15 protein-coding genes are annotated in these 14,959 nt (G+C 40.5%); 7 read left to right on the forward strand and 8 right to left on the reverse strand.

The genetic code is table 11. The annotated features are described in order from the left end of the window. The first annotated feature begins 45 nt into the window (after positions 1–45). From CVT00_RS00225 to infC, 3 genes are all read left to right on the forward strand, one after another. Complete coding sequence (locus CVT00_RS00225) at positions 46–621, forward strand: YbaK/EbsC family protein (protein WP_107915935.1); 576 nt, start codon at positions 46–48, stop codon at positions 619–621. Positions 622–962: 341 nt separating this feature from the next. Beyond that, positions 963–2,783 carry a threonine--tRNA ligase gene (thrS, locus tag CVT00_RS00230; RefSeq protein ID WP_103558337.1) on the forward strand — a complete coding sequence of 607 codons (1,821 nt, stop codon included), beginning with the start codon at positions 963–965 and terminating at the stop codon, positions 2,781–2,783. Next, the gene (gene infC, locus CVT00_RS00235) at positions 2,780–3,298 is read left to right on the forward strand and encodes a translation initiation factor IF-3 (RefSeq protein ID WP_087585065.1); all 519 of its coding nucleotides are present in this window, start codon (positions 2,780–2,782) and stop codon (positions 3,296–3,298) included. Before thrS ends, infC begins: the two co-directional genes overlap by 4 nt. Positions 3,299–4,735: 1,437 nt before the next feature. Here the strand turns inward: infC and gdhA are convergent. Continuing rightward, positions 4,736–6,094, reverse strand: a complete 1,359-nt coding sequence (gdhA, locus tag CVT00_RS00240) for an NADP-specific glutamate dehydrogenase (protein ID WP_103558336.1) — start codon at positions 6,092–6,094, stop codon at positions 4,736–4,738. A 130-nt stretch (positions 6,095–6,224) separates the two neighbouring features. Next, entirely contained in the window at positions 6,225–6,797 is a 573-nt protein-coding gene (locus CVT00_RS00245) for an SMI1/KNR4 family protein (RefSeq protein WP_103558335.1), read from the reverse strand. A 99-nt stretch (positions 6,798–6,896) separates the two neighbouring features. On the opposite strand from CVT00_RS00245, the gene CVT00_RS00250 reads away from it, so the two are divergent. Next, positions 6,897–7,826 (forward strand): PQQ-binding-like beta-propeller repeat protein, encoded by a 930-nt coding sequence (locus CVT00_RS00250; protein WP_103558334.1) that lies wholly within the window; start codon positions 6,897–6,899, stop codon positions 7,824–7,826. 42 nt (positions 7,827–7,868) lie between these two features. On the opposite strand, the gene CVT00_RS00255 is transcribed toward CVT00_RS00250, so the two are convergent. From CVT00_RS00255 to glmM, 6 genes are all read right to left on the reverse strand, one after another. Then, positions 7,869–9,308, reverse strand: coding sequence for an acetyl-CoA carboxylase subunit A (locus CVT00_RS00255; RefSeq protein ID WP_103558333.1), 1,440 nt, complete (start codon positions 9,306–9,308; stop codon positions 7,869–7,871). Between the two features lie 116 nt (positions 9,309–9,424). Continuing rightward, positions 9,425–9,970: a hypothetical protein gene (locus CVT00_RS00260; protein ID WP_103558332.1), complete on the reverse strand. Its 546-nt coding sequence runs from the start codon at positions 9,968–9,970 to the stop codon at positions 9,425–9,427. A 9-nt stretch (positions 9,971–9,979) separates the two neighbouring features. Then, positions 9,980–10,414, reverse strand: coding sequence for a CopD family protein (locus CVT00_RS00265; RefSeq protein WP_004317437.1), 435 nt, complete (start codon positions 10,412–10,414; stop codon positions 9,980–9,982). 9 nt (positions 10,415–10,423) lie between these two features. Beyond that, positions 10,424–10,786 carry an NINE protein gene (locus tag CVT00_RS00270; RefSeq protein ID WP_103558331.1) on the reverse strand — a complete coding sequence of 121 codons (363 nt, stop codon included), beginning with the start codon at positions 10,784–10,786 and terminating at the stop codon, positions 10,424–10,426. Further along, the gene (lspA, locus tag CVT00_RS00275; protein ID WP_107915933.1) at positions 10,776–11,228 is read right to left on the reverse strand and encodes a signal peptidase II; all 453 of its coding nucleotides are present in this window, start codon (positions 11,226–11,228) and stop codon (positions 10,776–10,778) included. Before lspA ends, CVT00_RS00270 begins: the two co-directional genes overlap by 11 nt. Continuing rightward, entirely contained in the window at positions 11,221–12,561 is a 1,341-nt protein-coding gene (gene glmM, locus CVT00_RS00280) for a phosphoglucosamine mutase (RefSeq protein ID WP_107915931.1), read from the reverse strand. The genes lspA and glmM overlap by 8 nt, the downstream gene beginning before the upstream one ends. A gap of 157 nt (positions 12,562–12,718) precedes the next feature. Between glmM and rpsT the strand changes: the two genes are divergently transcribed. The 3 genes from rpsT (at position 12,719) to CVT00_RS00295 (ending at position 14,809) form a co-directional block, all read left to right on the forward strand. Further along, the gene (gene rpsT / locus CVT00_RS00285) at positions 12,719–12,988 is read left to right on the forward strand and encodes a 30S ribosomal protein S20 (protein ID WP_004317319.1); all 270 of its coding nucleotides are present in this window, start codon (positions 12,719–12,721) and stop codon (positions 12,986–12,988) included. Positions 12,989–13,002: 14 nt separating this feature from the next. Next, positions 13,003–14,070 carry a peptide chain release factor 1 gene (gene prfA / locus CVT00_RS00290; RefSeq protein WP_103558328.1) on the forward strand — a complete coding sequence of 356 codons (1,068 nt, stop codon included), beginning with the start codon at positions 13,003–13,005 and terminating at the stop codon, positions 14,068–14,070. A gap of 319 nt (positions 14,071–14,389) precedes the next feature. Continuing rightward, a complete protein-coding gene (locus tag CVT00_RS00295; RefSeq protein ID WP_103573643.1) occupies positions 14,390–14,809 on the forward strand; it encodes a TOBE domain-containing protein in 420 nt (139 codons plus the stop codon). The last annotated feature ends 150 nt before the right edge of the window (positions 14,810–14,959 follow it).

The raw sequence follows: 14,959 nt of genomic DNA on the forward strand, positions 1-14,959 counted from the left end.
TTTTAGCGGTATAATTTTAACTAAATTTATCCAAAGGAAAGAGCTGTGTCAGAGCAAATTTTTAATAAAATCCACAACCTTCTTAGCAAAAATGGGGCTAAATTTAGAGTGATAGAGCATGAGAGCGCGAGAACTTCAGAGGAGGTTGCGAAGATAAGGGGCACGAAGATGAGCCAGGGCGCAAAGGCGCTGGTGTGCTCTATAAAAGGCATTGATGAAGCAAAATTTAGGCAAATTTTTAAAGATGAAAATGTGCTAGATGGCTACTTGCTAGATGACGAAAAACCAGCGATGAAGGCTGGTAAAATTTACTTGCTAGCGGTCTTACCAGCGGACGAGCAGGCTGATCTCGACGCGCTTACGCAAAAATTTGATGGTAAAAAAGCAAGCCTTGCTAGCCCAGAGGAGGTTACGGCCTTGGCTGATTGCGTATTTGGCTCGGTTCCGCCATTTAGCTTTCATAAAAATTTACACCTTGTTGTGGACGAGAGCTTGCTAGAGCGAAACGAGGAGATCGCCTTTAATGCAGGTCTTCTTGATAGATCTATCGTCCTAAATGCAAAAGACTACGCCAGGATAGTAAAGCCGGTGTTTGTTAAATTTGCAAAAGAAAAGTGCTAGGCTAACCACTTCCTAGCACTAAATTAGTCGGGAGAAAAATGAATTTAAGTAATGCAAAGACGAGAAATTGCTAAATTCATTTCAGGAGCAAATATTATCAGTGGTAATATTAAAATATAATAAATTATATAAATAAAATATGCTAAATTTAGGTATTTTTATAATTTTATATAAAAATATATATTTAATAATCCAAAAATTTTAGCTCAAATTTATCAAAATTTAAAAATAATTTATAAAAATTTGCTTAGCAAATATTAAGTTTAGCTTAAAGCCCATTTAGATAAAATCCTTAATCGTTCTTTTATCGTAAAAAAGACAATTTGATATAAGGAAAAACAATGAGCGATATCATCGCATACAAACTAAATGGCGAAATAGTCGATACTCAAAGTATCGCAGGGCGTGAGAGTAGTGCTGAGCCTATCTATTTTGACAACTCAAAAGAGGCACTACACGTTATCAGACACTCCTGTGCGCACCTCATGGCACAAGCTATCAAGTCACTCTATCCAAAGGCGAAATTCTTTGTCGGACCAAACGTAGAAGATGGATTTTATTATGATTTTAGAGTTGATGATGAGGGCACTAAGCTAGGTGAGAGCGATCTAGCAGCGATCGAAGATAAGATGAAAGAGCTTGCTGAGAATAAATTTGACATAGTTAAAACCTGCTCAACCAAAGCTAATATGAGCGATAAATTTAAAGATGACGATCTAAAACAAGAGGTCTTAAAAAGAATTCCAGATGGCGAAGTGAGTAGCTACGCACAAGGCGATTTTGAAGACCTTTGCCGCGGACCACATGTGCCAAATACTAAATTTTTAAAATTCTTCAAGCTTACACGCGTGGCTGGTGCATATCTTGGCGGCGATGAAACACGCGAGATGCTAACTAGAATTTATGGCACAGCATATGCTGATAAAGAGAGCCTAAAAGAGCACATCCGCATCATCGAAGAGGCTAAAAAACGCGATCACAGAAAGCTTGGCGTCGAGATGAAGCTATTTACATTTGATGAAGAAGTGGGTGGTGGTTTGCCTATCTGGCTACCAAATGGCGGACGCTTAAGATCAAAACTAGAGCAGCTCTTATACAAAGCTCACAGAGATCGCGGCTATGAGCCAGTGCGAGGACCTGAGCTTTTAAAGGCTGATGTGTGGAGAAGAAGCGGCCACTACGCAAACTACAAAGAAAATATGTACTTTACAACGATCGATGAGACAGAGTATGGCATCAAGCCGATGAACTGCGTTGGTCACATCAAAGTTTATCAAAGTGACATCCGCTCTTACCGCGATCTACCGCTTAAATTTTTTGAGTACGGCGTGGTGCATCGCCATGAGAAAAGTGGCGTGCTTCACGGACTTTTCAGGGTTAGAGAATTTGCACAAGATGACTCACATATCTTTTGTATGCCAAGTCAGATCAAAGAAAATATCCTAGAAATTTTAAAATTTGCTGGCACGATAATGGAAAATTTTGGTTTCCACTACGAGATGGAGATTTCAACCAAGCCAGCCAAAGCGATAGGTGGCGATGAAATTTGGGATACAGCTACAAAAGCGCTAAAAGAAGCCCTTGATGAAAATGGCTTTAAATACGGCATCGACGAGGGCGGCGGCGCATTTTATGGACCAAAGATCGACATTAAGATCACTGACGCACTTAAGAGAAAGTGGCAGTGCGGTACGATCCAGGTTGATTTTAACTTGCCAGAGCGCTTTGATCTAGGCTACATCGACGCAAACAACGAAAGACAGCGCCCTGTAATGCTTCACAGAGCCTTACTTGGCAGTTTTGAGAGATTTATAGGAATTTTACTTGAGCACACTGCTGGCGAGCTACCATTTTTCATAGCGCCAACGCAAGTCGTCATCGTGCCTATTAGCGACGCGCATTTAGACTATGCAAAAGAAATTTCACGCGAGCTAAGAAAGATCAACGTCGATAGCGAGATCGCAAGTAAAAACGAGAGTTTAAATAAGAGAATAAGAACGGCAGAAAAACAAAGGGTGCCTATGATAGTCGTGCTAGGAGACAACGAAGTAGCGAACAAGAGCGTTGCGTTGCGCGACAGACAGGCTAGGACGCAGAGCGATATGAGCTTGGCGGAATTTATAAATTTAACGAAGGAGAAACTTAGTGAGGTACATTTTTGAGTAAGGAAAATGAAGTATTGCTCAATGAAGATATAAGGGCGAGAGAGGTAAGATGTGTAGGGGATGATGGCACGGCATACGGTGTCATCTCAAGAGATGAGGCTTTAGAGATCTCAAATAGGCTTGGGCTTGACTTGGTGCTTATAGCGCCAGATGCAAAGCCGCCAGTTTGCAAGATAATGGACTATGGTAAATTCCGCTATCAGCAAGAGAAAAAGCAAAAAGAGGCTAAGAAAAAGCAAAAAACCATCGAGATAAAAGAGATAAAACTCTCTGTCAAGATCGCCCAAAACGATATAAACTATAAGGTTAAACACGCAAGCGAGTTTTTGCAAGATGGCAAACACGTTAAATTTCGTGTATTTTTAAAGGGTCGCGAGATGAGCACCCCAGAGGCTGGCGTAGCCATGCTTGAGAAGGTCTGGGAGATGATCAAAGATGAGGCTGACCGCGACAAAGAGCCTATAATAGAAGGTCGTTATGTAAATATGCTTGTAACTCCAAAAAAGGGTTAAATTCTCACAAAGAGCAGGCTAGGGCTTGCTCTTTTTCATTAAATTTTTAATACAAAAACTCACAAATAACTATTTTCAAAAATTCTATCATTTTTATATATGCTAAATTTACGCCAGGGCGTTTGCGGTTGATGTGGCTTGCGGTTAAATTTTGTAGGATGAATTTAGACGTAGCTTAAATTTAGTGGATTTTGATTTTTAATTGCTGGAGTTTAATACTTTTACATCACTTGTATAGACGTTGTGCTGAAAATAATCTAGGCAAATTGACTTTCTTGTGAGCTTGCAAATATTTAGTGTTTGCGTGGGTGTTTTAAACCAAATTTTGTCTAATTGCAGGCTAAACTTGGTAAGAAACTTTATTATTTGTAGCTTAAATTTATCAAATTTTAAATTCCCTTGTCCAAATTTGATTATCTTACTGTCGCTCGCAAAAGCGCTGTGTCTAAAACTTCTTGTGAGTTTTAAATTTTGTTTTTTATATGCTTGCGTGAGTATTTGAGGCTAAATTTGGCAAAGAGAATATCGCTTTAATAAATACTTTTTACAAAAGCTTTGACTACTTTTGGTTTTATTTGATAAGCAAATTTGGTAAGAAACTTGATTATTTGTAGCTTAAATTTATCAAATTTTAATCTTTGCTTAGCAGAATTTAATTATTTTGCTATAGCTAGCGTGGGTCACTTTATTGAAATTTGACCAAGCAAACGCAGCCTATTAGAGTAAATTTGAACTTCTTGTGAGCTTGTAAATTTAAATGCGGTGCGGGTGTTTTAAGCTAAATTTAGTAAGAAATTCGCTTGTTTGTAGTTTAAATTTATAAAAGAGAATTTAGGCTGGACGAGCCTAAATTTACTAAATTTCATAAGCCGTTTCTTGTCAAAAAAGTGTTTTTTATCTGCTTGTGAAATTTTAGGTTTTGCTCGCTTTTTGGTAGGATTTTGTCATTTAGCCTTATTATGTCGAAGTTGCAAGTGCCATGAAATTTTTCGCTCGCAACGCATTTGCTGCAAATTTCTTCATCGCCAAGTAGTCACGCATAGACCGCACCACTCGTGCAATCAAGCAAAAATATCCACGGATCACCCACAGCAAAAACTTTCAATTTTACTGGATGAGCCTTGCCATACCACCATTTGCCACTATATTAGCTCTTTTGACAAAATTTCTATTAAATGCTCTAAAAAAGTGATCTGCTAGCCACCCTAATGAAATTTAACCAAGCTTCAAATTCACATCTGCCACACCAGCAAAAATTTGTCAAAACGAACACCGCATAAAATGCATAAAAGCAGCGTAAATTTGCTAGCTTACTAGTAAAGTTTGCCATATAAAAGGCAAAACACTTTTTTGGCTAAAAATCATAGCCTACCTTGTATCGATTTACGTCCAAATTTAGCTTGGACGTAAATTTACAAAACAAAGAGCCAAATTGGCCTACACATATCCTTGATCTATCATCGCATCAGCCACTTTTCTAAAGCCAGCGATATTTGAGCCAAGCACCAAGTTGCCCTCATCGCCAAACTCTTTACTCGTTTCGTAGCTTAGTTCAAAGATGTGGTTCATGATGCCATGAAGTCTGTGATCGACCTCCTCGAAACTCCACGAAGTCATACCAGCGTTTTGCATCATCTCAAGACCACTTGTTCCCACGCCGCCAGCGTTTGCTGCTTTTGCTGGAGCAAAGTGAAAGTCTTTTTGCGCAAGCATGAAATTTATCGCATCAAGCGTGCTTGGCATGTTCGCGCCCTCAGCCACGAAGCGGCAGCCATTTGCGTAAAGCACTTTTATGTCAGCTAGGTGAAGCTCGTTTTGTGTCGCACATGGGAAGGCTCCGTCGCATGGCACGTCCCAGACGCCGTTTCTGCCCTCTTTGTATTCGCTCACGCTTACATATTTTGCATTTGGTCTAAATTTGGTGTATTCGCTAAGGCGAGCGCGTTTTACTTCTTTTAGTTCTTTAAGCACCGCTAGATCGATGCCCTCAGCGTCATAGACATATCCGTTTGAGTCAGAGACGGTGATAGGCAGTGCGCCTGCTTGATAGAGCTTTTCGACTGTGTAGATGGCAACATTTCCGCTACCGCTGATGCTGCATTTTTTGCCTTCCAAGTCAAGTCCAGCTTTTTTTAGCATGTTTTGAGTGAAATATACTAGTCCGTATCCAGTAGCCTCTGTGCGCGCTAGGCTGCCACCCCAGTTTAGCCCCTTGCCAGTTAATATGCCATCAAACCTGCCAGTTAGCTTTTTATACTGACCAAACATATAGCCGATCTCTCTAGCGCCCACGCCGATGTCGCCTGCTGGCACATCCACGGTGTTGCCGATGTGGCGGTAAAGCTCACTCATAAATGCTTGGCAAAAGCGCATTATCTCGCCCTCGCTCTTGCCCTTTGGATCAAAGGTGCTGCCGCCTTTTGCACCGCCGATATTTACGCCAGTGAGCGAGTTTTTGAAAATTTGCTCAAATCCAAGAAATTTTAGCACGCCAAGATCGACGCTTGGGTGGAGCCTTAGACCGCCCTTGTATGGGCCAACAGCTGAGTTAAACTGCACGCGGTAACCGTTATTTACCTTTGGTCTGCCATCATCGCCTGTGTATGTCACGCGAAAGATCACCGTGCGCTCAGGGATGACGATGCGCTCTAGGATCGCGTGTTTTTGGTACTTGCTCTCTCTTTTGATAAGCGGCTCTAGGCTGTTTAGAACCTCAGTCGCAGCTTGGACAAAGACGCCTTGACCTGGGTTGGTCTTCTTTATCCACTCCATCGTTTGTTCGATGTACTCGCTCATTTTTGCTCCTTTTTCCTTTTTTTGTAGTTAAATATTAGCTCGGCTAGAAAAAATTTTTATTTAAAGATATTTTAATATTTTTATTTTAGGCAATGAGTGTTACATATCGAAACTAAATTTATAAAATTTACTAAATTTGCGCCATCTCTTGCCAAAAATCAAGTGCTGCGTCGTCTGCTTGGACAAAATTTAGTATATGCTGGGCTGATGGCAGGGCTTCATCATTTAGCCTTGCTATATAGGTGCTGGCAAGCGCTATGAAAAATTTTTCAAAGTCGCTCGCGACGCGCCTGCTGCAAAGCTTTTTATCTTCAAGCAGCCACGCATAGACCGCACCACTCGTGCAATCAAGCAAAAATATCCATGGATCACCCACGGCAAAAACTATCAAATTTGCTGGGCGAGCTACACCCTGCCACCATTTGCCACCAAACTCATCTACGCTGTTTAGCCGCACTAGCTCGCTCGCGTAGTCGCCTCTAGAGCCAAAGCTGAGATTGCAAATTTCAAAGTTGCCAAGATCAAATTTGCTTAAAAGCTTTGTAAATTTGGCTGGGAAATTTACGCCAAGGCTCTTTTGCGCTTGTATAAGCGCCAAAGCATCCTTTTGTGGCAAAAGTCTCATGCCAGTTATGCCCTCTTGCTCTAGCGGCAAGAAAATTTGATCTAGTTTTCTAGCGATCTCATCTAGTTTTAAAAACATATCGCTCCTTAAATTTGCTAAATTTGGCAAATTTTATCAAATTTAGCCTAGTGCGCTTTTAAATTTGGGTTATAATCGCCATAAATTTAAGGAGCTAGCGTGGTTAGATCATATCCTCTTGATATGCCTGGCGTGGAGTTTCGCGGGCACGGCGTAACTGGCATTTATGAGATGAATGGGCGCATTGCATTTGTACATTTTGCTTTTGGGGTGCCTAGCGAGTTAGAGATAGCTCAAAAACTAACGCCAAACTACGTGCTACTAGATACATTTTCACGTGACTTTAGCGAGCATAAGAGATCAACGCTTGCCTACAAACAAAGCGAAATTTTCATAGCCAGCAATGCGCGTTGCTACCCAGAAAATGGCTACTTCGTGCTAAATACTAGATACTACAAGGGCTGCATAAACTCCCCAGCAAAGCTCATAAAGATAGATAACGGGCAGATGAGCGAGCTCGGCGTTGCTAATGAGCCCATAAAAGAGATATATAACGACGCTAAAACGTATGAATTTGATGGCTTTTGCGTGCGAATGAGCTCGCCATTTATGATGGAGTGTAAAGAAATTTTGGGCGGCACAGAGTTCAAAAGTGCGGCGAAAGATGAAAATTTAAACGCGAGTGTGCCACGTAAAGAGCAGGGCGCAAGGATAGGCAAGACCATCTGGCGTCTAAAGCTTGGCGCATATCTCTACACGCCAGTTTGCCTGCGTGAGGGAGTGCTTTACTTTGGCACCGCTGGCAAGGGCGGAGATCTATACGCCGTGGATGCAAAAAGTGGCGAAGTAGTGTTTAAGTTTAAAACCAGCGGCACGGAGCATTTTGTTTGGATCAAAGGTCAAATTTTACTCGCAAACCGCAAAAATAAGCCAGTTTTGATAAGTGCCAAAGATGGCTTGCTATTAAAAGAGATAGGGTTTGAGAAATTTAGACTTAGCGCAGATCAGATCATGCTAGTAAGCGGTGGCAGGCTCTACGCTGTGGCAAATGACGGAGCTAAAATTTACGCAGTTTGCGCGGAAATTTAGCCTTGGCGAAATTTATCGCCAAAGCCATATCGTGAGGTAAATTTATCTCTTCTTCTTATATCTTTTTATCGCCTCTACGATGACCTCTTCTAGATCGTCATTTGGCTCTTTGTTCATATCGTCGTAGGTGTTTTCAAGGATAGTTTTTAAGTTTTTCTCGACGTAGCTAGTATCGAAAAATCCTCTTCTAAACTCCTTACTTTTGCTGATCGTAAGCAAAAATGGGATGATCGTTCGCACGCCCTCGATAGTAAATTCTTCAAGTGCTCTTTCAAGCTTATTTACCGCAAGATCGTAGTCAGTCGCCTTGACGATCAATTTTGCGATAAGTGAGTCGTAAAATGGCGGTATGGTGTAGTCTTTATAGACGTGGCTATCGACGCGTACAGATGGGCCAAGAGCTGGGTAGTAGCCCTCGATCGTGCCTGGCGCTGGGATGAAATTCTCCCAGACATTTTCAGCCGTGATCCTAGCCTCTATCGCGTAGCCGCGTGGTTTGATGTCGCTTTGCTCGATCTCTAAAATTTCACCAGCAGCGATCCTTATCTGCCTAACGACAAGATCATGTCCTGTGATCTCTTCGGTGATGCCGTGCTCCACTTGGATACGGGTGTTCATCTCCATGAAGTAAAAGTTGTTGTAGTCATCTAGCAAAAACTCGATAGTTCCTACGTTTGAGTAGCCCACAGCCTTTGCAGCAGCCACTGCGGTCACGCCCATGATCTTTCTTAAATTTTCGCTAATCGAAGGGCAAGGTGCGATCTCGATGATCTTTTGGTGGCGCCTTTGGATAGAGCAGTCACGCTCGCAAAGGTGGATGATGTTGCCGTAGTTATCGCCTAAAATTTGAAACTCGATGTGGCGAGGATTGACGACAAGCTTCTCCATGAAAACTTCGTCGTTGTTAAAGTATGCCTTTGCCTCTCTGGTGCACGACTCAAAGGCGTTTTGCATATCTTCTTCTTGCCAAACCTCTCTAATGCCACGGCCGCCACCTCCTCCGCTTGCTTTTAAGATGACAGGGTAGCCTATACGCCTTGCGTGCTCTTTTATGGCGTCCATGCTCTCGTCGTTTAGCTTTTCAGTGCCTGGAACTATTGGTATGCCGTTTTTCTTCATCAGATATCTAGCGACGTTTTTATCGCCCATTTTCTTGATGACTTCGGCCTTTGGACCGATGAAAATGAGCCCAGCGTCCTCAACCGCCTTTGCAAATTCGTAGTTTTCGCTAAGAAAGCCGTATCCTGGGTGAATGGCGTCAGCTCCGCACTCTTTTGCGAGCTTTACGATCGCTTTGGCGTCAAGATAGCCCTTTATTGGGTCGTCGCCAACTTGATAGGCCTCGTCAGCGATCCTTACATGCAAGCATTCGCTGTCTGGTGCTGTGTAAATTCCTACGCTTTGGATGTGTAAATCCCTACAAGCTCTGACTATCCTAACTGCGATCTCACCACGATTTGCGATAAGAATTTTATGTATCATAGGCTATCCTTTTTGAGTTTTTCTTATCATATAACTATTCGTTTTATTTTTAGATAAATTTGTTAAGTCTGGTTTTAAAATTTGAGTGCAAAGGCTAAATTTACACTCAAATTTCTTTATTTGCTAACGATCTGTGGGAAAGGTGTGGCTAGGGCTTTTTTGCTAAAATCTTGCGACTCAATCGTGAAATTTGTAGCAAATCTTTGAATGCCCTCTTTTTTATATGCACGCCTTTGGATGGTGAAAAGGACTAAATTTCCGCCCTGTTTGGTGTAGCGGTATATCGAGTGCTCGGCTGTTGGCACGCCATTTAAATTTGAAAATATCGTGATATCAAGATAAATTTCATTTGCTAGTGAGCCCTTTTTATAAGCTACTTTTAGCCCTTTTGCCTTTAGCTCTTTTAGATCATTTATCTTTTGCTCGACTGCTTGCTCTGGCGTAGCGTCAAATTTAAGGGTATTTAGCGAGAGCATGTAGCTAAAACTATCTAGCTTCTCACCAGGGAGCAAGTACTCCTGCGTGAATAAATTTGGCACAGGCTTGGCTGAGCTTGCTAGCGAGTAGAGTCTGTTGTCAAATTTTATCTGCATCGGCTCAAAATACTGAGTTGCTGCGAGCAAGAGCGCTGGCAAAGCGATAAATGCTAAAAATTTCTTCATCAAATTCCTTTAAAATGGATTTACTATCATGACCCAGATGATGATGAGCATCGCGATAGTTGGCACTTCGTTGTAAGCTCTAAAGAAGATGCCACTTTTGTTACAGCGTTTCTCTTTGAGTTGCTTCATGTAGCGTCCAAGGTCTAGGTGATATATGGCCATTAAGATGACAACTAAAATTTTGACGTGGATGTGACCAGTTTTTATAAGATCAGGCATCGCGATAAGTATCAAAATGCCAGTGACAAATGAGCCAATGAGTGCGACCCAGCCGATGTAGTGATACATTTTGTACTCCATCACCTCAACCACTTTTACAAAGTCTGGCTTGTCCATATTTTCTACGTGATAAACGTAGAGCCTTGGCTGATAAAACAGCACTGCCATCCACGATATGAAAAACAAATAGTGGAGGTATTTTAAGTAAAGATAATATTCTGCCATAACGTCTCCTTATCTAAAAAGTATCTCTTTTCTAGCTTCAAATTCAGCCTTGCTGATCGCACCACTCTCAAAAAGCTCGTAAAGCCTTTTTAAGTCGTCCTCTTTATCTTTTAGTTTTAGCCTCTCTTTTAGCTCGGCCTTTTGTAAATTTTTCTCGACATAAGCACCAACTAAAAATGCATCAATAAGCCACCAAACGCCCCAAATTATTAAAAATGGTATGCCTATAATGAAATAAAACGTAGAGTAGCCAACGAAAAATAGTCCCATCATCAAAAAGCCAGTGATAAATTTACCAAGGTAAATTCTATGCGCTCCAAGCCAGCCAGTAAGTAGCCAAAGCGCGTATGCGACGTAGATATTATTTCCCACTCTTTCTCCTTTTTCTAAAACTTTGCCAAAGTATCATCACGACGCAAAGATCGATCATCACATCAGCAAAGTTAAAGACCGCAAAGTTAAACCACTTGTGCCAAAAGACGTAATCCACGACGCCGCCATGGATAAATCTATCTGTGATATTTGAGCTGCCAGCTCCTAGCAAAGCTCCAAGCCAAATGGCATGCGAGCAAAGCAGTTTTTTTTCAACTACTAGATAGACAAAAACGCCTAAAATGAGGGCTATCTGGATAAATTTAAGCCACTCATCTAAAAAGGCAAACATCGAAAATGCAACGCCCTTATTATATGTAAGAACTAGCGAGAAAAACTCGCCCTCCCACGAAAAACCATCTATAAATATCATCTTTATCGCTTGATCAACGATAAAAATGAGAAAAAACGCGATGAAAAATTTAACCAAATTTTTACGCATTTAGGGCTTTTACAAAAAATTTCTTAACTTCATCCATGCGTTTTTCAACTAAAGTTTGATTTTTACCTTCAAGCAAAAGTCTGATCAAATTTTCAGTGCCAGAGTATCTAAAGAGCGATCTTATGCCCTCTTTTGCAAGGCTAGCCTCAAGCTCTTTTAGCCCCTCTATCTTATCAAGTGGCTTTTTCTCTGTGATCTTTAAATTTAGTAAAATTTGCGGATACGGCTTTAGCTCGCCAAAAATTTCACTAGCTTTTTTGCCTTTTTTAAGCATCATCGCAACGACTTGCATCGAAGTAACAAGGCCGTCGCCAGTCTTGGCGTAGTCGTTAAATATGACATGACCGCTTTGCTCTCCGCCAAAATTTATGCCATTTTCTTTCATCATCTCAAGCACGTATTTATCGCCTACGTTTGAGCGAAGTAGCTTGATCTTGTGAGCTTTTAGATAGTCATCAAGTGCGGCGTTACTCATCACTGTAGCCACGATAGCTCCACCTTTTAGTGCCTTTTGCTCGTGTAAAAATGCTGCAAGTGAGCCAAGTATCGCATCTCCATGCACAACTTCGCCGTTTTCATCGACAACGACAAGTCTATCAGCATCGCCGTCAAATGCAAAGCCGATGTCAGCACGAAGCCTTTTTACCTCGCTTGCTAGATCTTCTGGGTGAAGTGCGCCACAGTTTTGGTTGATGTTGCTACCATTTGGCTCGTTGTTTATGACGATGACATCAGCTCCAAGCTCGCTAAATACAGTTGGTGCGACCTTGTAAGCAGCTCCGTTTGCCACGTCTAAAACTACTCGTAAATTCTTTAAATTTAACTCTTTTGGGAATGAATTTTTGATCTGCACGATATATCTGCCGATAACATCGTCGATCCTCTTGTTTGCACCGATCTCTGTCATCGTCTTTTGGGCGTTTGCGATGAGCTCGTCATCGTAGAAAATTTTCTCTATCTCAGCTTCTATTTTTTCATCAAGCTTGTTGCCAAAGCTGTCAAAAAATTTGATGCCGTTATCGTAGTATGGGTTGTGTGAGGCGCTTATCATTATGCCAGCGTCACAGCGCATATTTTCTGTTAAAAATGCGATCGCAGGTGTTGGCATAGGGCCTATTTGAAGGACGTTGTAGCCAACCGCAGTTAGTCCTGCAACGATGGCAGTTTCTATCATATAGCCACTTTTTCTTGTATCTTTTCCAACTAAAATCACATTTGTCGCTGAGGTCTTTCTAAAGTAAATTCCAGCAGCCATTGCAAGGCGCATAGATGTTTGAGCTGAAAGCTTTTCGCCAGCCTTACCACGAACTCCGTCTGTTCCAAAAAGTTTCATCAATTTATCCTTTTTATTATAAAATGGTGCTATTTTATCAGAAATTATCAAATTTAAAATCTAAAATTTTATTTGTTTTAAAGCAGACTTAAATTCAGTTACAATTAAATATATTTTTCATATAATCACGGACTAAAATTATCAAAAAAGGTATATTATGGCAAACCATAAATCTGCTGAAAAAAGAGCTAGACAAACTATAAAAAGAACAGAAAGAAACAGATTTTACCGCACTAGACTTAAAAATATCACAAAAGCAGTGCGTGTAGCTGTAGAAGCTAAAGATCTAAATGCTGCAAATGAAGCTTTAAAAGTTGCTAACAAAAGCATCCACAGCTTCGTAAGTAGAGGCTTTTTGAAGAAACAAACTGCTGCTCGCCGCGTTAGTCGCCTTGCTCAATTAGTAAATACTCTAAAAGCTGCTTAATCTATTAAATTTTAATGTTTGCTGATAAACTTCATCCATTTTTGGATCGCTATGATGAAATTTCTACGCTTCTAAGCGATCCAAATATAGCAAACGATATCGAAAAGATGACAAAGCTCTCAAAAGAGCAATCATCTATCGAACCAGTCGCAACTGCTGCAAAAAAATATCTACAAATTCTAAATGATATTGACGAGAACAAAGCCCTGCTTGAGGACTCTGAGCTTGGCGAGCTTGCAAAAGATGAGCTTAAAAATTTAGAAATTTCAAGAGAGAAGCTTGAAGAAGAGATCAAAATTTTACTTCTTCCAAAAGATCCAAACGATGATAAAAATATATTTTTAGAAATTCGCGCAGGCACTGGTGGCGATGAGGCTGCACTATTTGTTGGAGATCTTTTTAACGCTTACATCAGATATGCAGAGCTTCGTGGATATAAATTTGAGATCGTTAGCCAAAGCGAGGGTAACACTGGCGGTTTTAAAGAGATCATAGTGCTTATAAAAGGCAAAGGCGCTTACTCTAGGCTAAAATTTGAAGGTGGCACACATAGGGTTCAGCGTGTACCAGAGACTGAGAGCCAGGGCAGGGTGCATACCTCGGCTGTGACTGTGGCTATCATGCCAGAGGTCGAAGATAGCGAGATCGAGATCAACCCAAATGATATAAGAGTTGATGTTATGAGAAGCTCAGGCCACGGCGGCCAGTCAGTAAATACAACTGATAGTGCCGTTAGGATCACGCACATACCAACAGGGCTTGTTGTGACAAACCAAGATGGCAAGAGCCAGCACAAAAACAAAGAAGCTGCGATGAAGGTGCTAAAAGCTAGACTTTACGAGATGCAAGAGCAAGAGAGGCTTGCAAAAGAGACTAGTGAGCGCAAAAGTCAGGTCGGTACTGGCGACCGCTCTGGCAGGATAAGAACTTATAACTACCCGCAAAACCGCATAAGTGATCACCGCATAAATTTAACTCTCTACCGCCTTGATGCGATCATGGCAGCAGGATTATTTGACGAGATCATCGAGCCGCTTATCACTCACTATCAAGCAGAAGCGATGCTTGAGGCTGGCATTTAAGAGCAAAATTTATAAATTCTCACCAAGTTATTAAAAATCAAAAATCTATAAACTAAGATATAAAGTCATCTGACCTTGAAACGATCTTACTTTGTCTGTTTTTATAATAAAAAAATAATATTTATTTATATATTTTTTTCAAAAAAATAATTTAAATTAAATTTTTAGATTTTTAGTTCATTTAGCGTGGTATTTTGGGCTTTTATAAATTATAAGCCTTTACTTGTGATATTAAAAAATTTTATTAATTGATCATAAGTTCACATTAATAATCATACTATATAATTTTAAAGTATTAAATCAAAACAAGGAGAAAAATATGTCACTAAGTGCAAGAAATCAACTTAATGTTGAGATATCAGAAGTAAGAACAGGCGCGGTAAATTCGCTAATAGCTGGTAAAATCGCAGGCGGTGAGGTGCTAAAAGCAACTATTACGGTTGATAGCGAGAAAGCTCTTGATCTTAAAGTTGGCAAAAAAGCTATATTTTTATTCAAGGCTTCAAGCGTTATCGTTTCAAAAGATGACAGCATAAAACTTAGCGCAACAAACCAAATCAAAGGCGTTGTTAGCGAGATAAAAGACGGCGCTGTAAATGCTGAGGTTATCATCGACGCAAATGGCAGCAAAATTTCAGCTATCATCACTAGAGAGTCAGTTCATAACTTAGCTTTAAAAGTAGGCGACAAAGTAACTGCTATCATTAAAGCAACTCAAATAATAGTTGGTGTTAAATAATTTTCGGAGCAAATTTGCTCCGATCTCCCTTTAAACTAATATTTTTTATTAAGCTAAAAAAGAAAATCCTCCCAAAAATCTAAAAAAATTGATCTATAAAAAATTTAATTCATATTTATTTCTGGCAAATTTTAAAATTTAAATTTCTAA

The sequence above is a fragment of the Campylobacter concisus genome (assembly GCF_003048675.2).
Taxonomy (GTDB): Bacteria; Campylobacterota; Campylobacteria; order Campylobacterales; family Campylobacteraceae; genus Campylobacter_A; species Campylobacter_A concisus_F.

What these genes read in the sequence shown, in the direction of transcription:
- gdhA (WP_103558336.1), bottom strand. Translation starts at nt 6,094, where the DNA reads ATGAGCGAGTACATCGAACAAACGATGGAGTGGATAAAGAAGACCAAC.
- lspA (WP_107915933.1), bottom strand. Translation starts at nt 11,228, where the DNA reads ATGCGTAAAAATTTGGTTAAATTTTTCATCGCGTTTTTTCTCATTTTT.
- CVT00_RS00265 (WP_004317437.1), bottom strand. Translation starts at nt 10,414, where the DNA reads ATGGCAGAATATTATCTTTACTTAAAATACCTCCACTATTTGTTTTTC.
- CVT00_RS00260 (WP_103558332.1), bottom strand. Translation starts at nt 9,970, where the DNA reads ATGAAGAAATTTTTAGCATTTATCGCTTTGCCAGCGCTCTTGCTCGCA.
- thrS (WP_103558337.1), top strand. Translation starts at nt 963, where the DNA reads ATGAGCGATATCATCGCATACAAACTAAATGGCGAAATAGTCGATACT.
- CVT00_RS00295 (WP_103573643.1), top strand. Translation starts at nt 14,390, where the DNA reads ATGTCACTAAGTGCAAGAAATCAACTTAATGTTGAGATATCAGAAGTA.
- CVT00_RS00245 (WP_103558335.1), bottom strand. Translation starts at nt 6,797, where the DNA reads ATGTTTTTAAAACTAGATGAGATCGCTAGAAAACTAGATCAAATTTTC.
- CVT00_RS00255 (WP_103558333.1), bottom strand. Translation starts at nt 9,308, where the DNA reads ATGATACATAAAATTCTTATCGCAAATCGTGGTGAGATCGCAGTTAGG.
- prfA (WP_103558328.1), top strand. Translation starts at nt 13,003, where the DNA reads ATGTTTGCTGATAAACTTCATCCATTTTTGGATCGCTATGATGAAATT.
- glmM (WP_107915931.1), bottom strand. Translation starts at nt 12,561, where the DNA reads ATGAAACTTTTTGGAACAGACGGAGTTCGTGGTAAGGCTGGCGAAAAG.
- rpsT (WP_004317319.1), top strand. Translation starts at nt 12,719, where the DNA reads ATGGCAAACCATAAATCTGCTGAAAAAAGAGCTAGACAAACTATAAAA.